This is a genomic window from Microlunatus endophyticus, from assembly GCF_014646195.1.
Taxonomy (GTDB): Bacteria; Actinomycetota; Actinomycetes; order Propionibacteriales; family Propionibacteriaceae; genus Microlunatus; species Microlunatus endophyticus.
Genome location: NZ_BMMZ01000005.1, coordinates 165,220 through 186,992, shown reverse-complemented (window position 1 = coordinate 186,992; position 21,773 = coordinate 165,220). Strand labels below are relative to the sequence as shown.

Sequence of the window (21,773 nt, the reverse complement as noted above, 5' to 3'; positions counted from 1 at the left end):
CATGCCCGGCGCACCGGTCGCGTGTCTGACACCTACAAGGACCAGGCCCCGAAGTTGTAGGGATCGGTGAGCGGGCGCATCCGGAGCTCAGGCCCGGGCTGCGATCGGCCGCGGATCGATGCGGTCGGGAAGCGCGCCGTATTCAAATCCACGGTCCTCGGACAGCCGGGCCCGGATGAACCCGTCGGCGATGAAATCCGGTGCTTCGCGAATCAGTACCGACGCCTGCAGTGCCAACGCCATCGACTCCACTACCCGCCGTGCCAGCCGGGGCCCTTCGTCCGGGCGTCCGTCGACCTCGGTCAGCAAGGCGTGCAACGACTTGAGGTGAGCGTCGAGGACGGGGTGGCTGCCGGCGGCTTCGCCTACCTCGGCCAGGAATGCCTCGACCGTGTGCGGTTGGCGCGCCATGGCCCGCAGCACGTCCAGCGCGATCACATTGCCTGACCCTTCCCAGATCGCCATCACCGGCTGCTCGCGATAGCGACGCGCCAGCGGGAACTGCTCGGTATAGCCGTTGCCGCCCAGACATTCGAGGGCTTCGTACGCGTGGTGCGGCCCGCGCTTGCAGATCCAGTACTTCGCCACCGCCGTCGCCAGCCGGCTGAAGGCGGTCGATTCCTCAGCGCTGTTTCCCGAGGTGTCGTCGTACGACGCCGCGATCCGGGCCGCGGTCCAGGTGGCGGCCTCGGCCTCGAGCTGCAGATCAGCCAGTACGGCGGTCATCGCGGGCTGGTCGATCAGGGTCCGTCCGAACGCGGCCCGGTGGCGTACGTGCCAGGCGGCCTCGGCGACCGACTGCCGCATCCCGGCGGTGGAACCGAGGATGCAGTCCAGCCGGGTCTGGTTGACCATCTCGATGATCGTCGGTACGCCCCGGCCGGCCTCGCCGACCAGCCGGCCGACCGCGTGGTCGAGCTCGATCTCGGCGGAGGCGTTGGATTTGTTTCCCAACTTGTCCTTGAGTCGCTGGATGTAGAAGCCGTTGGGCTCGTTGCCCGGCAGCCGTCGGGGGACCAGGAAACACGAGAGCCCGGCCTCGGTCTGGGCCAGCACCAGGAAGGCGTCGGACTGCGGCGCCGAGCAGAACCACTTGTGCCCGGTGATCGACCAGGTGGCGTCACCGGCCCCGGTCGCTGCCAGCGGAGTTGCAGCGGTCGTGTTGGCCCGGACGTCGGAGCCGCCCTGTTTCTCGGTCATCGCCATGCCGAAGATCGCCGAGGTCTTGGTCGCCGGGTCGCGGAGGTCCGGGTCGTAGTCACGGGAGTAGACGCGCGGCAGCCACTCGTCGGCCAGGGCGGGCGCGAGGCGCAGCGACGGTACGACGGCGTGGGTCATGCTCACCGGGCACGCGTGGCCGGGCTCGACCTGGGCGAAGAGCATGAAGGTCGACGCGCGGGCGACGTGGCCGCCGGGCTTGGGGTCGGACCAGCAGCTGGTGTGTGCGCCGCGGGCGATCGCGTCGGCGATGATCCGGTGATAGGCGGGATGGAAGTCCACCGCGTCGATCCGGTTGCCCCAGCGGTCGTGGCTGGCGAAGACCGGCGGATCGGTGTTCGCCAGCTCGGCGTCGCGCTGGAAGGCGGCCCGGCCGACCAGGTCGCCGACCTCGGCCAGCTCGGTTGTGGCCCACCCGGCGCCGTACCGGTCGACGGCCTCGGTGAGCGCGGCATTGGTTGTGTACTCGTTGATGTCCGTACGCGGCGGAGCCTGGTTGAACACCTCGTGCGTCCTCATGTCTGGATCGTACGGAACGGAGTGAGATCAGGGTTGAGTCAGGTGGACTCAACTTGGAATACACTGGTTCCGTGCAAGGTTGAGTCAGGTAGACTCAATGTTGGTTGAGGATGAATGTTACGACCGTTGGACCCGCATAAGGAGCGACCGAGTTGGAAGCTGAGAAACTGACTGCGAAGAGCCGGGACGCCGTCTCGGCCGCATTGCGTAACGCCCTGCTGGCCGGCAATCCCAATGCCGAGCCGCAGCATCTGCTGAGCGCACTGTTGTCGGTGCCCGAGAACACCGTCGGGCCGCTGCTCGCTGCCGTCGGGGCGGACCCCGCCGCAGTCAGCGCCGAAGCGCAGCAGGCGATCACCAAACTCCCGTCCGCCAAGGGCAACTCGGTCAGCCAGCCGGGGATCTCCGGTGCGCTGGCCCGGGTGCTCGCCGACGCCGAAGCACGCGCCGAGCAACTCGGTGACGCCTACGTCGCCACGGAGCATCTGCTGATCTCGCTGGCTGCCGTCGATTCCGACGCCCGGCGGATCCTGTCCAAGGCCGGCGCGACGCCGGACAAGCTGGCCGCCGCGTTCAACGAGTCCCGTGGCTCGAAGCGCGTCACCAGTGCCGAGGCCGAAGGCACCTCCTCGGCCCTGGAGCAGTACGGCGTCGATCTGACCGCGCAGGCCCGCGAGGGCAAGCTCGACCCGGTCATCGGCCGGGACACCGAGATCCGTCGTGTGGTCCAGGTGCTCGCTCGGCGGACCAAGAACAACCCGGTCCTGATCGGGGAGCCCGGTGTCGGCAAGACCGCTGTCGTCGAGGGACTGGCCCAACGTCTGGTCGCCGGCGACGTGCCGGATTCGCTGAAGGGTCGCCGGCTGATCTCTCTTGATCTTGCCTCGATGGTCGCCGGCGCGAAGTACCGCGGTGAGTTCGAGGAGCGGCTGAAGGCCGTGCTCAACGAGATCCGCGACTCGGAGGGCCAGGTGATCACCTTCATCGACGAGTTGCACACCGTCGTCGGTGCCGGTGCGACCGGTGAGGGCGCGATGGATGCCGGCAATATGCTCAAGCCCATGCTGGCCCGCGGTGAGCTGCGGATGATCGGCGCCACCACTTTGGACGAGTACCGCGAGCGGATCGAGAAGGATCCCGCGCTGGAGCGACGTTTCCAGCAGGTCTTCGTCGGTGAGCCCAGTGTCGAGGACACCATCGCGATCCTGCGCGGTCTGCGCGAGCGGTACGAAGCCCACCACAAGGTGGCGATCACCGACGGCGCGCTCGTCGCCGCCGCGACATTGTCCAACCGCTACATCACGTCGCGTCAGCTTCCTGACAAGGCCATCGACCTGATCGACGAGGCTGCGTCCCGGCTGCGGATGGAGATCGACTCCTCGCCCGAGGAGATTGATCAACTCCGTCGCCAGGTGGAGCGGATGCGGATGCAGGAATTCGCACTCCAGAAGGAGACCGACCCCGGCAGTGCCGAGCGACTTGCCCGGCTGCGCGAGGATCTGGCCAACTCCGAGGAGCAGTTGCGCGGCCTGGAGGCACGCTGGGAGTCGGAGAAGGCCGGGCTCAACCAGGTCGGCGAGTTGAAGAAGAGGATCGACGAGCTACGCGGCGAGGCGGAGCGGGCCCAGCGCGAGGGTGATCTCGGTCGGGCCAGCGAGTTGCTGTACGGCGAGATCCCGGCCCTGCAGAAGCAGTTGGAGAAGGCCGACGAAGAAGAGAAGGAAGCCGAGGAGTCCGGCAAGGGCCCGATGGTCTCCGAGGAAGTCGGTCCCAACGACGTCGCCGAGGTGGTGTCCAACTGGACCGGCATCCCGGTCGGCCGACTGCTGCAGGGCGAGAGCGAGAAGCTGCTGCACATGGAGGATCGTCTGGGCCAACGGTTGATCGGCCAGAAGCAGGCGGTTCACGCGGTCTCCGATGCCGTCCGCCGGTCGCGGGCCGGGATCTCCGATCCCAACCGTCCGACCGGTTCGTTCCTGTTCCTCGGCCCGACCGGCGTCGGCAAGACCGAGCTGGCCAAGTCGCTGGCGGAGTTTCTCTTCGACGACGAGCACGCCATGATCAGGATCGACATGAGCGAGTACTCCGAGAAGCACTCGGTTGCCCGCCTGGTGGGTGCTCCTCCGGGCTACATCGGTTACGAGGAAGGCGGTCAGCTCACCGAAGCCGTGCGCCGCAGGCCGTACGCGGTGGTGCTGCTGGACGAGGTGGAGAAGGCCCATCCGGAGATCTTCGACATCCTGTTGCAGGTTCTTGACGACGGCCGGCTGACCGACGGCCAGGGCCGTACGGTCGACTTCCGCAACGTGTTGTTGATCTTGACTTCCAATCTCGGCTCGCAGTTCCTGGCCGATCAGACGCTGGCGCAGGACAAGAAGCGCGACGCGGTGATGAATGTCGTCCGGGCGTCGTTCAAGCCGGAATTCCTGAATCGGCTGGACGAGATCGTGCTGTTCGATGCTCTCGGCACAGAGGAGTTGTCCAAGATCGTCGATATCAACATCGCCCGGCTCAATGACCGGCTGGCGGATCGGCGAATCGCGGTCGAGGTCACCCAGGCGGCTCGTGACTGGCTGGCGCTGACCGGCTTCGACCCGGTCTACGGTGCCCGGCCGTTGCGCCGGCTGGTGCAGACCACGATCGAAGATCAACTCGCCCGTGAGGTACTCGCCGGGCGGGTGACCGAGGGTGACACCGTCAGGTTCGATGTCGACGACAACGCCGACGGTCTCAAGATCACCGAGGCGCCGCAGCCCGCGGTCGCCTGATCCGGGTCCCTGAATCCCTGCGTATCACTTATTGCGGGCCGCATCCTGCGCGCGGGGCGCGGCCCGCCGCAGTTGGTGCGCGAGTCAGGAGGGTTGGGTCGACAGGGCGCTGTCGGTGAGCCAGCCGAACGGTCTGGCCTGGATCGGATCCTCGGCGGCGTCCACCTCCGGGTGCCACTGAACGCCGAGGATCCGGCCATCGGTGGACTCGAAGCCCTCGACGGTCCCGTCCGGGGTAGTGGCATTGAGCACCAGCCCGGGCGCGAGATCCCTGCACGCCTGGTGGTGCCAGCTATAGCCGACCGTACGGGTATCGCCCAAGATCTTTTCCAGACTGCTCCCACCCACGATGTCGATCGGATGCCGTACGCCCTTGTGCTCGACCGTGGTCTCCTCGACATGGGCGAAGATCGTGCCGCCCATGATCACATTCAGCACCTGCATGCCACGGCAGATCGCCAGGATCGGTAGACCCGCGTCGAGGGCGGCGCGGGCGATGGTGACATCGGCGGCGTCCTGTTCTGGCGGCTGATGGTTCTCCAGCGGGTGCACCTCGGGGACGCCGTACGGCCGCAGGTCAAGATCACCACCGCCGGGCAGGATCACCGCGTCGGCGAGGCCGACCAGGGCGGTGGCCCGGTCGGCGGTCTCGGGCCAGACCATGATCGGCTCCGCGCCGGCGCGGGCGACGGAGTCGATCAGCTTGCGGCCGACGTAGACGCCCTCGCCGGGGTCCTTGCCGATCTGGTCGGACCAGCGTCCGACGATGAGGATGCGTGGTCTGGGCACCGTCCGATGCTAGCCCAGCGTCGGGGTGACAGACGCTCCGTCCGCCGCGCGACTGCCGGCCGGTGAGAAACCGGATGCTCGCATCAGAGGGATCGGCGTCCAGGCATCCGGCGATGATCATCGGAGTCTCGGCCGCCGGCCCGAGGTCGTCGATGGCCCCGACCAGCCGCAGTGCCTGCTGCTCGCACGCAACCTCCAGGATCCGGCCCCGTACGCTGACCGGGTGGATGATCTGGTGCTGCGGCGTGGGGCCGGTGGCGTCTTCCTGGTGCCGGATGCGGCCCGACCGTCGGCGTACACGCTGCGGATGGGGCGTACGGATCAGTCTTACGTGGACCTGGACGACCCGCGATACTTGGAATTCGACTACGTCCAGCGACTGGCCGACGCCCTGGACCTGGTCGCCCCGCCGGGTGAGCGGATCAGGATCGTGCACGTCGGCGGGGCGCTGATGACGCTGCCACGCTACGTGGCCGCCACCCGGCCGCACTCCGCGCAGATCGTTCTCGAGCCGGACGCCGAACTGACCGAATTCGTTCGCCGCCACGTTCCGCTGCCGCGCCAGAGCGGCATCAAGGTGCGTGCCACAGCCGGCCGCGAGGGGATCGCGGAGCTGCGCGACGACTATGCCGACGTGGTGATCGTGGACGCGTTCGCCGGCGCCCGGGTGCCGGCGGAGCTGACGACGACGGAGTTCTTCGCCGATGTCCGCAGAGTGCTCGGCTCTGGCGGCGTACTGATGCTCAACATCACCGACAGAGGTCTGGAGTACGCCCGCCGGGTGGCCGCGGCAGCAGCGAAGACCTTCGCGCGCGTCACTCTCTGCACCGAACCGTCGACGCTGAAGGGACGCCGGTTCGGCAACATCATCGTGCTGGCCGCCGACCGGGAGCTGCCGCTGGACGAACTGGCGGCGCGGTCGGCCAGGTCCGCTTACCCCTACCGGGTGCTGACCGGTGCGCGGCTGGAGCAGCTGATCTCGGGAGCGGCACCGTTCACCGACGCCGACAGCTCGGCCTCGCCGGAGCCTCCGGTAACCCGTTTCCGCTGACCCGGACCGCTGACCAGGTAGCCCGTCCTGACCGCCGACCGGCCGGCGCGGTGGCGAAACCAAAGTCTCAATTTCGGCGAACGACGGTGGGAATCTGCCTGAATATGCGATATTAAGTAAACTCACTTGAGTAATAGAAGACTGAGGTGGCGGGTGAGCGCATCGACGCGCAAGGCAGCGAGCCAGGGTCGGATCGGCGACTACAACCAGACGGTGATTCTGGACGCCGTCCGGCGTAGTGCTGACGGCGTGAGCCGGGTCGAGTTGGCGGCCGCGACCGGTCTCTCGGCCCAGGCGGTCACCAACATAGTCCGTCAGCTGATCGCAGCCGGTCTGATCACCGAGGGTCGGCGCGCCCCGATCGCCCGGGGCAAGCCCAGGACTCTGCTCAACCTCAACCCCGACGGCCAGTACGCGATCGGCGTCCATCTGGATCCGGCCGTGATCACCTACGTACTGCTGGACCTCGTCGGTACGACCCTGGCGCACGCCCGGTTCGTTACCCCGGCCCATCCTGATCCCGCCGAGGTCACGGCCGACAGCGCCGCCCAGATCGAGGAGTTGATCAAGGTCGCCAGCATCAGCCGGGACCGGATCGTGGGCGTCGGCATCGCCGCACCGGGCCCGATCGACGTCGACCGTGGTGTGATCGTCGATCCGCCCAATCTCGAGGGCTGGCAGAACGTGCCGCTGCGGGATGCCTTGCGCGATGCGGTCGGCCTCCCGGTGTTGCTGGACAAGGACGTCACCGCGGCCGCGGCGGCCGAGAAGTGGTACGGCGAGTCCGGTGACTTCCTCTTCTTCTATCTGGGCACCGGTGTCGGCGTAGGACTGGTGATCAACAACGAGGTGTTCCGCGGGACCAGCCACAACTCCGGCCAGATCGGCAACATCATCGTCGACAACGGCATCCCTTGTCCGTGTGGCTACCAGGGCTGTCTGGGGGAGGGCAGCCAGCCACGGATGCTGGTCCACCTCGGCATCGTCAACGGTGCACTTGATCATGACGTCGATCTGGACGACCGGCCCCAGGTCGAGGCGGGACTGGTCGAGCTGGCCGAGCGGGCACTGTCGGGCAACTATCCGGCGTCGCAGGTGCTTGACACGATGGTCCGCGGCGTGCTGAAGGCCAGCGAAGACATCGCGCTGCTACTCGATCTTGACCACATCGTCTTCGGCGGGCCGCATTGGACCACGCTGGCGCCGTTCTTCAGCAGCGGTCGGATCGCCGAGCTTCGGCGCCGGCACAGTCTGCAGTCGGCTCGGGAGTTGACCACCTCGGGCACCCGGATCGGGGAGGATGTCGGAGCGGTCGGCGCTGCAAGCCTGGTCCTCGACCACACCTTCTCGACCAACCCGGCCGTACTGCTGGCCGGCTGACCGCGCCACAGTCCGAGAGAAGCACGCAGTCCAAGAAGAGCACGCAGTCCAAGAGAGATCACGCAGTCCAGAGGAGATCATGGATCGTCACCCATCAGCTCGCATCGACGCCGCGCTCCTGTCCGAGATCACCGGGCAGGTCGACACGACGATCGGCGACCCGGAGATCACCGACCTGTTCAACCGGGTGATGAGCGAGAACCTGCCGGCAGTCGCCGAACTGGCGCCGGACGGCACCACCTACCTGCTCACCGGGGACATCCCGGCGATGTGGCTGCGCGACAGTGCAGCCCAGATCCGGCCGTACCTGATCCTGTGCGATCGCGACCCGGATCTGGCCGAAACCCTGGTCGGAGTGTTCCGGCGGCAGGTCGAATTCGTGATCATCGACCCGTACGCCAATTCTTTCAAGCGAGGCACCGAGCCCAGCCCGCATGCCTCGGACCGCTCCGGCGCCGGACCGCAGATCTGGGAACGCAAGTACGAGATCGACTCCCTCTGCTTCCCGCTCGAGCTCGGCTACGCGCTGTGGCGGATCACCGGCCGCAGTGATCATCTGGACGCCCGGTTCGCCAGGGCCGCGCAGATGATCCTCGATCTGTGGGAATGCGAACTCGATCACGATCGGTCGCCGTACTCCTTCGAGCGGGACACCACGCTGGTCACCGAGACCCTCAGCCGCAACGGGCGCGGTGAACCGGTCGGACCGACCGGGATGACCTGGAGCGCCTTCCGGCCCAGCGACGATGCCTGCACCTACAACTACAACGTGCCGGGCAACATGTTCGCCGCGGTCGTCCTCGGCTATCTCGAGGTGATCGCCAAGGAGGTTCTCGGTGATGCCGGGATCGCCGAGCGCGCAGCCCGGCTGCGCGGCTCGATCCGGGACGGCATCCAGACCTACGGACTGGTCGACCACCCGACCTATGGGCGGGTCTACTGCTACGAGACCGACGGTCTGGGCCGTCACGTGATCATGGACGACGCCAACATGCCGAGCCTGCTGTCGTTGCCGCTGTCCGGCTACCTGCCGCCGGATGATCCCACCTATCTGGCCACCCGCCGGATGATCCTCAGCCCGGCCAACCCGTACTTCTTCTCCGGAAGCCATGCCGAGGGGATCGGCAGCCCGCACACCCATCCCAACCACGTCTGGCCGATTGCGCTGGCCGTCCAGGGCCTGACCGCAACCGACCGCGAGGAGAAGCTGAGGCTGGCGCGGCTGCTGGCCGACACCACCGGGGGGACCGGGCAGATGCACGAGTCCTTCGACGTGGATGACCCGACGCGGTTCAGCCGCCCCTGGTTCTCCTGGGCCAACGCGATGATGTGTGAGCTCGTGCTCGATCTCGCCGGGCTGCGGCTGGCCGATCAGGTCGTTGAATTCTGATCGGCGCGGCACTGGGACGGGGGTCCTGAGTGCTGTCTGACTTGCTGTGGGAACCTGACCGGACACGGACTAGCCTGACTCGGGTGGCACGGCAGATCCCAGCTTCCCCGACGGGTGGCGCGTGAGCGCACCGTACGGTCCCGCGCGGCCACGATCCCATCAGCCATATCTGCAGCAGCCACCGCCGCAGCCGTACGATCCTGTCCGGCCGCAGGCCGCGGCCGGGCCCGGCCAGCGGCCGATGCAGCGTCCGGCGATGCTGACACTGTCGCTGGTCCTGATCATCGCCGGCTCGATGCTGCTGATGACCGAGTTGGCGCTGGTGTGGATGTTCGTCTACATCGCCCGCGACGGGCTGGGCTATTCCGGCACCGACGGCGTCTTTTACCACATGTTCGAGCGCTTCCACCTGCAGATGCTGGAGGGGCTGGCGCTGGTCGGCTTCGGATTTCCCGGCGCTGCCGTGGTGCTCGCCTTCTTCCTGCTGCAACGCAGGGCCTGGCCGAGGATTGCGATCAGCCTGCTGGGCGCGATGAGCATCGTCGCCGCCGCGGTGGTGTTGTCCGACCACATCAGCTGGGTGCTGCCCGTCGGGGTCTACATCGCCTTCGCGGTGGTGATCCTGTGGACACCGGCGGTGACGGCCTGGTGCAGCCGCGAGTCGCGCTGAGGTCCTGATCCCGTCCTGATGCCCGCGGCTTCTGCCGGAATCGACCGGCACTGGATCCGGATCGGCACAATGGAGCCGTGACACACGCCGGCGGCGCTACTCGGTCGTCGGGGCCGTCCCGGCGGCGCCGACGGCGTTCCGGTGCGCTGGCGGTGATCGGACTGGTGTTGCTGCTCGCAGGCCTGGGCTGCCTCGGTTACGTCGGCTACCAGGTCTGGGGCACCAACGTCAGCGCGCACAAGACCTACGACAACGAACGAACGAAGCTGAAGCAGGTTTGGAGCAGCCCGACGCCGTCGACGAAGTCGACCGAGAAGGACAGTGATCGCAACGCCGTCCCCGGTGACGCGATCGGACTGATCTCGATTCCGGCCATCGGTGTCGACCAAGTGCCGATCCTGCAGGGTGTCGGACTGGACGTGCTGGCTCGTGGGGTCGGGCACTATCCGAGCACCGTGGGTCCCGGTCAGGTGGGCAACTTCGCGCTCGCCGGCCACCGGATCACCCACGGCCAGCCGTTCGCCAACCTGCTCGAACTGAACACCGGTGACAAGATCATCATCGAGACCCGGACCACGATCTACACCTATCAGGTCGACCAGGCACCAAAGAGCCTGACGGTGGAGGACACTGCCGGCTGGGTGCTCGACCCGGTGCCGGGCCATCCGGCGGAACAGCCGTCCAAGAAGCTGATCACGCTCACCACCTGTCAGGACCTGTTCCATTCACCGGACCGCTCGGTGGGTTTCGGACACCTGGTGTCGACCAAGGCCAAGTGACGAAGACCGAGTGAGACCGGGTGAAGCCGGTCCTGGGCATCGGTCCGGATGGATAGGCTGCCGCCATGACGATCGAACAGGACCGGGCAGCGCTGATCGAGGCGATCAAGGACCTCGCGGTGGTGCATCAGCGGGTGACGCTGTCGTCGGGCCGGGAGGCCGATTACTACGTCGACATGCGACGGGTGACTCTCGACGGCGCTGCCGCGCCGTTGGTCGGCCGGGTGATGCGCGAGTTGGTCGCTGACTGGGATTTCGCGGCTGTCGGCGGTCTGACCCTCGGCGCGGATCCGGTAGCCACCTCGATGCTGCACGCTGCTGCCGCCGCCGGCGGCAGGCTGGACGCCTTCGTGGTGCGCAAGGCGCAGAAGGCTCACGGTCTGCAGCGGCTGATCGAGGGCACCGAGGTGTCCGGCCGCCGGGTGCTCGCGGTCGAGGACACCAGCACCACCGGTGGCTCGGTGCTGACCGCGGTCGAGGCGCTCCGCGAGGCCGGGGCCGAGATCGCCGGTGTCGCGGTGATCGTCGACCGGGGCACCGGGGCCGCGGAGAAGATCCGGGCCGAGGGGCTGCAATACCGCTACGCGATCAGCTCAGCCGACCTCGGCCTGGCGTGATGCCGGGTCCTGCGCTCTGGTCCTGCATTCTGGTCCGGGCCTGGCATAGGGTCTGTGCATGAGCCTCGTGATCGTCATCATCCTGATCCTGGTCGTGCTGGCGATCCTCGCCATCGTCATGGTCAGCATGTACAACGGCTTCGTCCGGGAGCGGAACAAGATCCAGGAGTCCTGGCGGCAGGTCGACGTCGAGTTGAACCGGCGCTACGAGTTGCTGCCCAACCTGGTGGAGACCGTACGGGCCTATGCCGCCCATGAGCGCAACACCTTGGACGACATCACCCGGCTGCGCAGCCAGGCCCAGTCGCTGTCGGCGTCCCAGGGCCAGGCGAGCCCGGAACGGGCCCAGGTCGAGGATCAGCTGTCCGGTGCCGTACGCGGCCTGATGGTCAGCGTCGAGGCCTATCCCGACCTGAAGAGCAACACCAACTTCCTTGAGTTGCAGCGGCAGCTGGCCGAGACCGAGGATCGGATCGCCAACGGCCGGCGCTTCTACAACGCCAACGTCCGGGCCTACAACACCCGGGTGGAGAGTGTCCCGTCCAACATCATCGCCGGGATGTTCCACTTCGAGAAGGCGACCTATTTCGAGGTCACCGACCCGGCCGCGCGGACCGCCCCGGCGGTCAATTTCGGCGAGATCGCCTACCGGGGCGACGCGCCGCAGCAACAACAGTTGCCGCCCGCTCAGCCGCCGGCCCAGCAGCCGTACGCTCCCGGCAGCTTCCAGCAGCCCGCACCGCAGCAGGCTCCCCAGCAGCAGCCCTATCCGCAGCAGCCCCCGTCGCAGCAGCCCCCGTCGCAGCAGCCCCCGGCCCAGCAACCGCCGTTCGGCCAGCCGCCGCAGAGCTGACCGTCTCACCGGCCGCCGGGTCCCCCCGTCCGCTCCCGGCCGGTGAAGTAGGGTTTGCAGGCATGAGCCCGGGGCGCCGGTGACGACGCCGCCAGGATCGACACTGACGTTGGTCCTGGATCCCTGACGACCCTCTTCTCTGCTTCGGCAAAAGGGAGCGCACTGTGCCTGAAATGACCTACCAGCAGCTCGGCAAGTCCGGGCTGACCGTGTCCACCGTCGGCCTCGGCTGCAACAACTTCGGCGGCCGGATGGCCGACGAGGACGTTCCGACCGTCGTCGACGCCGCGATCGATGCCGGCATCACGCTGTTCGACACCGCCGATGTGTACGGCGGCGGTGGCGGCTCGGAGACCCTGCTCGGCAAGGCGCTGCAGGGCAAGCGGGACAAGGTGATCATCGCCACCAAGTTCGGCAGCAACATGAATGGCACCAACGGCCCGGACTGGGGGATCCGTGGGTCCCGCCGCTACATCCGGATCGCGGTCGAGAACAGCCTCAAGCGGCTCGGCACCGACTGGATCGACCTCTACCAGATGCACCAGCCGGATCCGAACACACCGATCGAGGAGACGCTTTCGGTGCTCAGCGATCTGGTGACCGAGGGCAAGGTCCGCTACATCGGCTCGTCGAATTTCAAGGGCTGGCAGGTGATGGATGCCGATTGGACCGCCTCCACCGGTGGCTACGAACCCTTCGTCTCCGCCCAGAACCACTACTCCTGGCTGAACCGCGCGCTGGAGGCCGAGGTCGTCCCGGCGCTGGAGCGCACCGGTCAGGGCCTGCTGCCGTACTTCCCGCTCGCCAACGGCCTGTTGACGGGTAAGTACAAGCGCGGCAGCGCTGCTCCCGACGGCACTCGGCTCGCCGGTGCACCCGACCGGCTCGCTGGTGCCGACTGGGACACCATCGAGGCGCTGGAGAAGTTCGCCGCGGACCGGGGGATCAGCATCCTGCAGGTCGCGATCGGCGGGCTGGCCGCGATGCCGACCGTCGCCTCGGTGATCGCCGGTGCGACCAAGGTCGAGCAGATCGAGGCCAACGTCGCCGCGGGGCTGTGGGAGCCCACCGACGAGGATCTCAACGAACTGATCAAGATCACGGCCTGACCCGATCCGGAAGCCACCCCCGCTGCCGAGGGGTCACAGAATCCTCGATTCTTGCGGCGTGTCGTGAGCGCCCGTCGGACTCACTCGACGACGCGCCGCACAGATCAGGGATTTAGTGACCCCTCGGCGGCGGTGGTACGGGCGGCCTTGCGCCGGGTCCGGACGAATTCGATGCCCATCGGGATCAGCGACAGCAGCACGACGAGCACCAGGGCCAGGTCGATGTGCTGCCGGATGATCTCCACGTTGCCCAGGAAGTAGCCGAGAATCGTGACGCCGGGCGCCCAGATCACGCCGCCGATCGCGGTGAACAGGATGAACCGGCGGAAACCCATCCGGCTGACCCCGGCGGCGAAGGTCACGAACGTCCGGATGATCGGGACGAAGCGGGCGAGGATCAGCGCCCGGCTGCCGTAGCGCTCCAGGAATTCGTGGGTCCGGGTGACGTACTTCGGGTTGAAGATCCTGCCGACGGTGCCCGACCGCGGTTTGAACAGCGGCGGCCCGACCAGGTACCCGATCAGGTAACCGCAGGCGTTCCCGAGGATGGCGCAGACGGTGAAGATCAGACAGGTCAGCCACAGCGGCATGCCGATCGTCCCGGCGCCGACGAACAGGCCGACGGTGAAGAGCAGCGAGTCACCCGGCAGGATGGCGAAGAGCCCACATTCGGCGAAGATGATGAACGCGACGCCGAGGATGGCATACGAGCCGAATCCCTTGATCATGGTCTCGGGATCGAGCCAGGACGGCAGCAACATGGGCGCCAGCAGGGCGAGGTGCTGCACGGATGCGCCGATCGGTGGGATCACCCGAGCGAGAGTACCGTCGGGCCCGTGGGTTTCCTAAGCGACGACGAGTTGGCGCAGGCCGCCGACCCGCAGGTCGAGACCGGGGTCGGACCGGCCCCAAGACCGTGGCCGACCGACCCGCGGCTGGACGTCGGACTGCTGGCCGAGGGCGACCGGCGCAATGTGGTCGACAAATACCGCTATTGGTCGGTGGAGGCGATCGTGGCCGATCTGGACCGGAGCCGCCGACCGCTGCGGATCGCCATCCAGAACTGGGAGCACGATTTCAACATCGGCTCGATCGTCCGGACGGCCAACGCCTTCAACGTCGCGGCAGTGCACATCATCGGTCGCCGGCGGTGGAATCGGCGCGGCGCGATGGTCACCGACCGCTATCTGCACGTGCAGCACCATCCCGACGTCGCCGACTTCGCCGACTTCCTGCAGGCAGGCGACTACCGTCCGATCGGCGTCGACAACCTGCCGGGCTCGGTCCCCCTGGAGACCGCGAAGCTGCCCGAGCGCAGTTGCCTGGTCTTCGGTTCCGAGGGCCCCGGCCTGACCGAGGAGATGGTTGCGCTGTGTGACAGCCTGGTCGCGATCAGCCAGTACGGCTCCACCCGCTCGATCAACGCCGGCGCGGCGGCAGCGATCGCGATGTATCACTGGTCACTGCAGTGGAACTAGTGATCACGAACCCGGTGCTCACCGGCCGGCGGCGTGATCGCGTACGGCTGCACCCATCTGCCTGACCGCAGTGGTGAGGATCGGCTCCGGCGTCGCGAAGATCATCCGTACGAATCCGGGCGCCCCACAACCTTCGCCGTCGGTCAGTGCGACGCCGGCGTGCTCGCGGAAGAAGTCGGCCGGGTTCATTCCCAGCTCAAGATCACGACAGTCCAGCCAGCCGATGTAGGTGCCCTCCGGTGGGGTGTACTTGATCATCGGTAGCTCCTCGGCCAACAGCTCGCCGAGCAGCCGGCGATTGTTGTCCAGATAGCCGACCACCTCGTCCAGCCAGGGTCGTCCCGAGGTGTAGGCGGCGGTGTTGGCGACCACTCCCGGGGTCGCCGTGCCGTGTCCGGCGAACTGCCCGAAATCCTCCCAGGCAAGGGCATCGGCATCATTGCTGATGATCAACTGCGCACACTTGAGTCCGGGCAGGTTCCAGGCCTTCGACGCCGAGATCGCGGTCACGGTGTGGCTTGCGGCGACCTCGTTGACCGAGGCGTACGGGACGTGCTTGGCACCCGGGTAGACCAGCGGGGCGTGGATCTCGTCGGAGAAGACCCGGCCGCCGTGCTCGGCGACCACATCGCTGATCGCGGTCAGCTCATCGATGCCGAAGACCCGGCCGACCGGGTTGTACGGGTTGCACAGCACCAGCAGATGGCCGCCCTCGTCGAAGGCACGGGCGAGCCCGTCCAGATCGAAGCTGTACCTCCCCTGATCCTCGGCCAGCGGCAACTGGATGATCTTACGGCCGAGGCTGGTCGGCACCTTCAGGAAGGGCATGTACGCCGGAACCGGGACGATCACCGGCGACTCCGGTCGCGAGTAGTGCTCGATCGCGATCTCCAGCCCCTTGATCACGTCCGGTATCGGATGCACCCGGGACGGATCGACCTGCCACCCGTAGCTCTTGGCCTCCCACTCGGCGGCGGCCACCGAAAGCGCCTCCGACAGCTTCTTGGGCAGGTAGCCGAAGAGGCCGTCGTCGACCAGGGCATGCAATGCCGCGGTGATCGCCGGAGCAGCGCCGAAGTCCATCTCCGCGACGAACGCCCCGATCGTCTCGGGGAAGAGCGTCCACTTCATGCTGCCGATGTCGCGGAGCCGTTCGGCTGAGATCGTGTCGAAGTCGGTTGCGTAGCTCATCGGAAAACCACCATCTGGTCAACTCCCTGGGTATCGGATCAGTCGTCGGTAGCGTCGTTGATCTCGTTCAAATAGTTGTAGATCGTGAATCGGGTGACGCCGAGCGACGTGGCGATCATGTCGACCGCGTCCCGGAGGAGGAACATCCCTCGGGCCTTCAGGTCGCGGACGACCGCGACCTTGTGCTTCTTCTGCATCAGATCGACCGGGACGCCGGTCTTCTGGACAGCCTGGTGGATCAGATGGGCTGCGAGCTCGTCGACGTCGTGGGCGAACACCTCGTTCGACTCGGTCCGGGCTGTCTCGGACTCGACCTCCGCACTCGGGGCGGTCGGCCGACTGGCGGCGGGCACTGCGGGTTCCTCGCCGATCATCATCCGGGCGATCCTTTGGACCGAATACCAGTGGGAGAGGTCGGTGTTGATGCACAGTGCTGCAACGGGAGTCCCCGCCACGTCCCGGATGACCATCGTCGAGGATTTCATCCGCCGCCCGTCCGGCAGCGTCGTCTCGTAACCGACCTGATGCTCCAGCGATCCCGATACCGCCTTCTGCAGCAGCAGATTGGTGGCGGGATCGCCCACCTGCCGTCCGGTCACGTCTCCGTGGATGGCCACGATCGAGTCTGGCAGCAGGCTGAGATCGTGCAGGACGACTTCGCTCGAGGCCGGCAGAGACCTGCCGATCGGCTCCACCAGAGCCGAGAACACGGCAATCAATCGCTCACCGTCCACACTGCGCTTCACCGCACTGACTTCAACATCCGGTTGAATGTGGTCCGCAGCCGTCTCGTTCAACGCCATCAGTAACTCCCGGTCCCCTAGGTCTGGTGACAGCTCCTCCTCCGTGGAGCCCTTGCGAAGAATAGGCCGCCCGGCCAGGGGTTACCGGGCTCGCTCAGCTGGCGGGCACCCTCGCCGGCTCCCATCTGATCAAACAGATGTGACGATCGTGTCAACAGCATGTTGCAGTCATCAACAAGTTCTTGACGGTCTCAACATACCGTCCGTACGTTGATCGGAGATTACGGCGATCTGCTGTCCGGTCGGGTGCCCGGTTCACCTGGCGTCCACGGGCTCGACAGCCGGCGCCGGACACCTCAAGCCGAGGAGCGTCGCCATGGACTCGGATTCATCCGCTTCGTCTCGTTCCGCCCTGCACTACTCCGCCGCTCACCACGCCCGCCTGCCGCAGCTGGCCAGGGCGGCCTTCGCCGCGGTCGCTGTGCTGACCGCTCTCGTGCTGGCAGCCTGCTCAGGTGGCGGCACATCGTCGTCGCCGCCCGGAAACGCCGGCTCCGCCGCGACCTCCGGCGGCAGCGCCACCTTCGCTGTCGACACCCCGTTCGTCTCCTTCGATCCCAACGTCGCTGCCGCGGCCCAGGACGCGCGGGTGATGCGCCAGATCTACGACTCGCTGGTCGCCCTGAACGCTGATCGGCAACCGGTCGGCTGGCTGGCCAAGTCGTGGAAGGTCAGCGATGACGGAAAGACCTACACCTTCACCCTCCGCGACGACGTGAAGTTCCAGGACGGATCGAAATTCGACGCAGCAGCGGTGTGCTTCAACCTGAACCGGATCGTCGATCCCAAGAGTGCGTCCATCTACGCGGTCAGCCTGATCGGTCCCTACCAATCCTGTCGGGCGACCAACGCCACGACCGCAGTCGTCAAGCTCAAGACGGCCTACGCGCCTTTCCTCTACAACCTGAGCTCACCATTCCTGGGAATGGTCTCGCCGAAGTCGGCGAAGTCCATGTCGTTGGCCGCCTTCGCTCTGCATCCCGTCGGCAGCGGTCCGTTCAAGTTCTCCAGCTACACGCCCAACGACCGCATCGTGCTGGTCAAGAACCCCGACTACGACTGGGCACCGTCGACCGCCAAGCACACCGGGCCCGCCCACCTGGACAAACTGACCTTCCAGATCATTCCGGACGCAACGGTCCGGATCGGATCGCTGCGCAACGGCAGCGTCCAGGCGATCGGCAACGTCCCGGAGAATCAGGCGGCGGTGATCAAGAAGGATCCGACGCTGAGCTTCTACGCGCAGGCACAGTCGGGATCGCCGTTCCAGCTGAATTTCAACACCAGCCATGCACCGCTCAACGACCCGGCGGTCCGCAAGGCGATCCGCGAGGGCATGGATGTCGGTTCCGCGGTCAAGGCGCTCTACTTCGGCGTCTACCAGCGCGCCTGGGGGCCGCTGGCGCCGACCACGGCCGGCTACGACAAGTCGCTGGAGAACTCGTTCAGCTACGACCCGGCGGCAGCGAAGAAGGCGCTGGATGATCTTGGTTGGAAGGTCGGTCCGAACGGCATCCGGCAGAAGGACGGCAAGCAGCTGACGCTGACCTACGTCGAAGGCGCCCCGAATCGCGAGAAGCGCCAGGACATCGCCCAGTTCATGAAGGACAACCTGAAGGCCATCGGCGTCAACGTCAACGTCGTGCTCCAGCAGTCGGCCCCGCTGCAGACCACCCTGCAGAACGGCGACTACGACATCGCCGGGCTGAGCCTGGTCAGCGTCGACCCGAACGTGCTCTACTCGCTCTACAGCCCGGAATTCATTCCCAAGCCGGGGCGCAGCGGATTCGACTTCACCCACGCGGACGACAAACAGCTGAGCAGCGAGATCCTCAAGGCTCAGCAGGAGAGCGATCCGGCAAGCCGGGACAAGCTCTACCAGCAGGTCCAACAGCAGGTCGTCGATCAGGCGTTGAGCGTCGGGATCTACGTCCCGACCTACACGGTCGCCACCAGTGGCATCACCGGGCTGCGTTTCGATGCCGAGGGCTATCCGGTGCTGTACGACGTCTCCTTGACCAAGTCCTGAGAGCGGAACGGAGGTCAGGAATGGGATTCTTGATCATCAAGCGCGTCGGCCTCGGTATCCCGACCCTGATCGGCGTCACCCTGGTGCTGTTCATCACGCTCCGGATGCTGCCAGGTGACCCGGTCTCGGTGTTGCTGGCGGGCGCGCCGGCAACGCCGCAGGCCGAGGCAACACTGCGGCAGCAGTTCGGACTCGATCAGCCGATCGGGCTGCAGTACCTCAACTTCATCGGGCACGCGGCCGGGCTCGACCTCGGGCTGAGCTACACCACCCGGCAACCGGTGACGACCATGATCGGCCAGCAGATCCTGCCGACGCTCGAGCTGGCGCTGGCCGCAGCGTTCGTCTCGGCGGTTCTGGGCATGGTGCTGGGATCGCTGTCGGCGATCTATCGCAATCGGTGGCCGGACGCGGTGATCCGGGTGCTCAGCCTGCTCAACACGTCGATGCCGTCATTCTGGGTCGGACTGTTGTTGATCATGATGTTCTCCTTCACGCTGAAGATCTTCCCGGCGACCGGCAGTTCCGGCGTGCAGAGCCTGGTGCTGCCGGCCTTCACCCTCGGGTTGTCGGCTGCCGGGACCGTGACCCGGCTCGTCCGCAACAGCGTGATCGAGGTGCTGGGGGAGAATTTCGTCACCGCGCTGCACGCCAAGGGGCTGCGGCCACGGGTGATCGTTTTCAAGCACGTGCTGCGCAACGCGGTGATCCCGACGGTGACGATCGTCGGACTCCAGCTGGGCGCATTGATCGCCGGCGCCGTCATCGTCGAGGCCGTGTTCGCCCGTCAGGGCCTCGGCCAGATGCTGGTGCAGGCGATCGCCGGCAAGGACTATCCGGTCGTCCAGGGTGTGGTGCTGGTGATCGCGGTCATCTACATCGTGATCAACATTGTGGTCGACGTGTCCTATGCAGTTATAGACCCCCGTGTCCGTACGGTCGCCTGACCTGTCGATCGACAGAGAGGTTGGAGAATGAAGCTCTATACAGCTGGTTTGGTGCTGACTCAGGATGCCGGCCGGGCATATGCTCCCGGTGCCGTCCTGGTCGATGACGGCAAGATCATCTGGGTCGGCGCGGAGGCGGACTTTCCGCTGGCGAGCTATCCACCGGATCTTGTGATCGAGTCGCTGGGGGACGCGACGATCATGCCCGGCCTGATCGACGCCCACGTCCATCTCGGCTTCGACGGCGGTCCGAAGCCGGTCGAGCGGATGATGGCCGAGGACGATGTCCGTCAGGTCGCATTGATGCTGCAGAGTGCCCGCCAGCTGCTCAGTGTCGGCGTCACCACCGCCCGGGATCTCGGGTCGCGGGACTATCTCGGGCCGGCGGTGCGCGACATCATCCAAGACGGAACGGCACGTGGGCCGCGGATTCTCACCGCTGCCTCGCCGATCACCGTCACCGGCGGTCACTGCTGGTTCATGGGTGGCGAGGCCGACAGCATCTCCGATGTCCGGACCATGGTGCGCCGGCACCACAAGTTCGGTGCCGATCTGATCAAGGTGATGTCGACCGGTGGATTCATGACCGCCGGGTCGGCGCCGTGGTATGCCCAGTTCGAACAGGATCAGTTGTCGGCCATCGTGTCCGAAGCGCGTCGGGTCGGCAAGCAGGTGGCGGCCCACGCACACGGTATCGAGGGCATCGAGCGTGCGGTCACCGCCGGGGTGACGACGATCGAGCACTGCTCCTTCGTCCACGCCGACGGCAGTCGGTACGTCGACCCGGAACTGGCCGACCGGATCGCTGCCTCGCAGAGCTATGTGTCGCCGACGATCAACTATCGGATGCCACAGATCGTCGAGCTCACCCAGGGACGGTTCCAGCCTGCCCTGGCCGAGCTCTATCGCCGTGGCTGCAAGATCATCGCCAGTACCGACTGCGGCATCGACAACACTCCGCACCACGGTTTCCCCGGTGCGCTGGAGGCGATGGTGTCGTTGGGGCTGCCGGCGCAGGCCGTTCTCGACGCCGCGACCTCGGTCTCGGCGACCGCACTGGGCATCTCCGACGTCACCGGGCGGCTGGCCGTCGGACTCGATGCCGACCTGATCGCGGTCGGTGGCGATCCGAGATCCGACATCTCGGTGATCAGCGACTTGCGACTGGTCGTCAGCCGCGGCGTGGCGTTCATCCCGGATCCGCTGCCGCCCCTGGAACCCCTTGATCCGACGACCTTGTCGCCCTTCCTGCGCGCCGCAGCGGCGTCCGATCCCGGCGTCCGCCATGACCCGCAGCCCGCCGGGGCGGTGACCTGATGAGTGCATCCGCCGACGCCGCACTCGTCGGCACACTTCCCCTGCGGACCCGGCGTCGCCGGATGTCCGCGGCCTCGGTCGTCACCGCACTGGCGTGCGTGTGGATCCTGCTGGTGGTGCTCGCGAGCCTGGTGCCCGGGCTGCTGGTCCGCGGCGACATCGGGGCGTTGCATGCGAGTCGAGTCCTGCAGCATCCCGGGGTGACACTGCTCGGCACCGACCAGTACGGCCGCAGCGTCGCCGGACTGCTGGTCTTCGGCGCCCGGGGAGCCATGATCATCGGTGTTGCGGCGACCTTCCTTGCACTGGTCCTGGGCGGACTCATCGGTCTGATCGCCGGTTACTACGGCGGGGTCACCGACATGATCATCGGCCGGGTGCTGGACGTGCTGTTGTGCTTTCCGGGTGTACTGCTGGCCTTGATCATCACGGTCGCACTCGGACCGACGACCGGCAACCTGATCCTCGGCGTCGGGATCAGCGCGACGCCGTCCTTCGCCCGGGTGATGCGCGGCCAGGTCATGTCGGTCCGCGGCAGGTTGTACGTGCACGCGGCGCGGTCCGTCGGGTTCCGGCCCTCGCGGCTGCTGTTCCGGCATGTGATGCCGAACGCCATCACTCCGGTGGTCGTGCTGGCGACCGTCTCGATCGGGACCGCGATCGTGGCGAGCGCATCGCTGAGCTTCCTGGGACTCGGCCCCAAACATGACATCCCGGACTGGGGCCAGCTGCTCGCCGAGGGACAGCCCTATCTCGGGACGGCGTGGTGGATGTCGACCTTCGCCGGACTGGTGATCACCTGCACCGTGATCGCGGTCAGCCTGCTGGGTGACTGGATCCGCGACCGGATGGATCGAGGATGATC

General features: G+C 66.7%; 19 protein-coding genes. 14 read left to right on the top strand and 5 right to left on the bottom strand.

Annotation, left to right across the window (positions count from 1 at the left end; genetic code table 11):
* Positions 1-87: 87 nt before the first annotated feature.
* Positions 88-1,737: an acyl-CoA dehydrogenase family protein gene (locus IEY07_RS11955; protein WP_188895593.1), complete on the bottom strand. Its 1,650-nt coding sequence runs from the start codon at positions 1,735-1,737 to the stop codon at positions 88-90.
* Between the two features lie 152 nt (positions 1,738-1,889).
* Between IEY07_RS11955 and clpB the strand changes: the two genes are divergently transcribed.
* On the top strand, positions 1,890-4,505 hold the full coding sequence (gene clpB, locus IEY07_RS11950; protein WP_188895592.1) for an ATP-dependent chaperone ClpB: 2,616 nt from the start codon (positions 1,890-1,892) through the stop codon (positions 4,503-4,505).
* 84 nt (positions 4,506-4,589) lie between these two features.
* On the opposite strand, the gene IEY07_RS11945 is transcribed toward clpB, so the two are convergent.
* Positions 4,590-5,294 carry a gamma-glutamyl-gamma-aminobutyrate hydrolase family protein gene (locus IEY07_RS11945; protein WP_188895591.1) on the bottom strand — a complete coding sequence of 235 codons (705 nt, stop codon included), beginning with the start codon at positions 5,292-5,294 and terminating at the stop codon, positions 4,590-4,592.
* A 307-nt stretch (positions 5,295-5,601) separates the two neighbouring features.
* Here IEY07_RS11945 and IEY07_RS11940 point away from each other — a divergent pair, with 307 nt between their 5' ends.
* The 8 genes from IEY07_RS11940 (at position 5,602) to IEY07_RS11905 (ending at position 13,143) form a co-directional block, all read left to right on the top strand.
* Complete coding sequence (locus IEY07_RS11940) at positions 5,602-6,345, top strand: spermidine synthase (RefSeq protein WP_188895755.1); 744 nt, start codon at positions 5,602-5,604, stop codon at positions 6,343-6,345.
* Between the two features lie 153 nt (positions 6,346-6,498).
* Entirely contained in the window at positions 6,499-7,725 is a 1,227-nt protein-coding gene (locus tag IEY07_RS11935; RefSeq protein WP_229670001.1) for an ROK family transcriptional regulator, read from the top strand.
* Between the two features lie 79 nt (positions 7,726-7,804).
* Positions 7,805-9,115 carry a glycoside hydrolase family 125 protein gene (locus tag IEY07_RS11930; protein WP_188895590.1) on the top strand — a complete coding sequence of 437 codons (1,311 nt, stop codon included), beginning with the start codon at positions 7,805-7,807 and terminating at the stop codon, positions 9,113-9,115.
* A gap of 121 nt (positions 9,116-9,236) precedes the next feature.
* Entirely contained in the window at positions 9,237-9,785 is a 549-nt protein-coding gene (locus tag IEY07_RS11925) for a hypothetical protein (RefSeq protein ID WP_188895589.1), read from the top strand.
* Between the two features lie 77 nt (positions 9,786-9,862).
* A complete protein-coding gene (locus IEY07_RS11920; protein ID WP_229670000.1) occupies positions 9,863-10,564 on the top strand; it encodes a class E sortase in 702 nt (233 codons plus the stop codon).
* A 65-nt stretch (positions 10,565-10,629) separates the two neighbouring features.
* The gene (pyrE, locus tag IEY07_RS11915; protein WP_188895588.1) at positions 10,630-11,181 is read left to right on the top strand and encodes an orotate phosphoribosyltransferase; all 552 of its coding nucleotides are present in this window, start codon (positions 10,630-10,632) and stop codon (positions 11,179-11,181) included.
* A 58-nt stretch (positions 11,182-11,239) separates the two neighbouring features.
* A complete protein-coding gene (locus IEY07_RS11910) occupies positions 11,240-12,034 on the top strand; it encodes a LemA family protein (protein ID WP_188895587.1) in 795 nt (264 codons plus the stop codon).
* 173 nt (positions 12,035-12,207) lie between these two features.
* Entirely contained in the window at positions 12,208-13,143 is a 936-nt protein-coding gene (locus IEY07_RS11905) for an aldo/keto reductase (protein ID WP_188895752.1), read from the top strand.
* A gap of 104 nt (positions 13,144-13,247) precedes the next feature.
* Here IEY07_RS11905 and IEY07_RS11900 read toward each other — a convergent pair whose 3' ends face one another.
* The gene (locus IEY07_RS11900) at positions 13,248-13,904 is read right to left on the bottom strand and encodes a DedA family protein (protein WP_188895751.1); all 657 of its coding nucleotides are present in this window, start codon (positions 13,902-13,904) and stop codon (positions 13,248-13,250) included.
* Between the two features lie 99 nt (positions 13,905-14,003).
* Between IEY07_RS11900 and IEY07_RS11895 the strand changes: the two genes are divergently transcribed.
* Positions 14,004-14,621 (top strand): TrmH family RNA methyltransferase, encoded by a 618-nt coding sequence (locus tag IEY07_RS11895; RefSeq protein ID WP_188895750.1) that lies wholly within the window; start codon positions 14,004-14,006, stop codon positions 14,619-14,621.
* Between the two features lie 18 nt (positions 14,622-14,639).
* Here IEY07_RS11895 and IEY07_RS11890 read toward each other — a convergent pair whose 3' ends face one another.
* Positions 14,640-15,812 carry a MalY/PatB family protein gene (locus IEY07_RS11890; protein ID WP_188895586.1) on the bottom strand — a complete coding sequence of 391 codons (1,173 nt, stop codon included), beginning with the start codon at positions 15,810-15,812 and terminating at the stop codon, positions 14,640-14,642.
* A gap of 38 nt (positions 15,813-15,850) precedes the next feature.
* The gene (locus IEY07_RS11885; RefSeq protein WP_188895585.1) at positions 15,851-16,615 is read right to left on the bottom strand and encodes a helix-turn-helix transcriptional regulator; all 765 of its coding nucleotides are present in this window, start codon (positions 16,613-16,615) and stop codon (positions 15,851-15,853) included.
* Positions 16,616-16,931: 316 nt separating this feature from the next.
* Between IEY07_RS11885 and IEY07_RS11880 the strand changes: the two genes are divergently transcribed.
* The 4 genes from IEY07_RS11880 to IEY07_RS11865 are packed head-to-tail and all read left to right on the top strand — an operon-like array spanning position 16,932 to position 21,771.
* Positions 16,932-18,644: an ABC transporter substrate-binding protein gene (locus IEY07_RS11880; protein ID WP_188895584.1), complete on the top strand. Its 1,713-nt coding sequence runs from the start codon at positions 16,932-16,934 to the stop codon at positions 18,642-18,644.
* Between the two features lie 20 nt (positions 18,645-18,664).
* Complete coding sequence (locus IEY07_RS11875) at positions 18,665-19,591, top strand: ABC transporter permease (protein ID WP_188895583.1); 927 nt, start codon at positions 18,665-18,667, stop codon at positions 19,589-19,591.
* Between the two features lie 27 nt (positions 19,592-19,618).
* Positions 19,619-20,908 carry an amidohydrolase family protein gene (locus IEY07_RS11870; protein ID WP_188895582.1) on the top strand — a complete coding sequence of 430 codons (1,290 nt, stop codon included), beginning with the start codon at positions 19,619-19,621 and terminating at the stop codon, positions 20,906-20,908.
* On the top strand, positions 20,908-21,771 hold the full coding sequence (locus IEY07_RS11865; RefSeq protein ID WP_188895581.1) for an ABC transporter permease: 864 nt from the start codon (positions 20,908-20,910) through the stop codon (positions 21,769-21,771). Before IEY07_RS11870 ends, IEY07_RS11865 begins: the two co-directional genes overlap by 1 nt.
* Positions 21,772-21,773 lie beyond the last annotated feature (2 nt).

Excerpts from the sequence above, each read along its gene's own strand:
- IEY07_RS11955 (WP_188895593.1), bottom strand. The coding sequence starts at position 1,737 with ATGAGGACGCACGAGGTGTTCAACCAGGCTCCGCCGCGTACGGACATC.
- IEY07_RS11930 (WP_188895590.1), top strand. The coding sequence starts at position 7,805 with ATGGATCGTCACCCATCAGCTCGCATCGACGCCGCGCTCCTGTCCGAG.
- IEY07_RS11865 (WP_188895581.1), top strand. The coding sequence starts at position 20,908 with ATGAGTGCATCCGCCGACGCCGCACTCGTCGGCACACTTCCCCTGCGG.
- IEY07_RS11910 (WP_188895587.1), top strand. The coding sequence starts at position 11,240 with ATGAGCCTCGTGATCGTCATCATCCTGATCCTGGTCGTGCTGGCGATC.
- IEY07_RS11875 (WP_188895583.1), top strand. The coding sequence starts at position 18,665 with ATGGGATTCTTGATCATCAAGCGCGTCGGCCTCGGTATCCCGACCCTG.
- pyrE (WP_188895588.1), top strand. The coding sequence starts at position 10,630 with ATGACGATCGAACAGGACCGGGCAGCGCTGATCGAGGCGATCAAGGAC.
- IEY07_RS11880 (WP_188895584.1), top strand. The coding sequence starts at position 16,932 with ATGGACTCGGATTCATCCGCTTCGTCTCGTTCCGCCCTGCACTACTCC.
- IEY07_RS11890 (WP_188895586.1), bottom strand. The coding sequence starts at position 15,812 with ATGAGCTACGCAACCGACTTCGACACGATCTCAGCCGAACGGCTCCGC.
- IEY07_RS11900 (WP_188895751.1), bottom strand. The coding sequence starts at position 13,904 with ATGTTGCTGCCGTCCTGGCTCGATCCCGAGACCATGATCAAGGGATTC.
- IEY07_RS11870 (WP_188895582.1), top strand. The coding sequence starts at position 19,619 with ATGAAGCTCTATACAGCTGGTTTGGTGCTGACTCAGGATGCCGGCCGG.
- IEY07_RS11885 (WP_188895585.1), bottom strand. The coding sequence starts at position 16,615 with ATGGCGTTGAACGAGACGGCTGCGGACCACATTCAACCGGATGTTGAA.
- IEY07_RS11940 (WP_188895755.1), top strand. The coding sequence starts at position 5,602 with ATGGGGCGTACGGATCAGTCTTACGTGGACCTGGACGACCCGCGATAC.
- IEY07_RS11905 (WP_188895752.1), top strand. The coding sequence starts at position 12,208 with ATGACCTACCAGCAGCTCGGCAAGTCCGGGCTGACCGTGTCCACCGTC.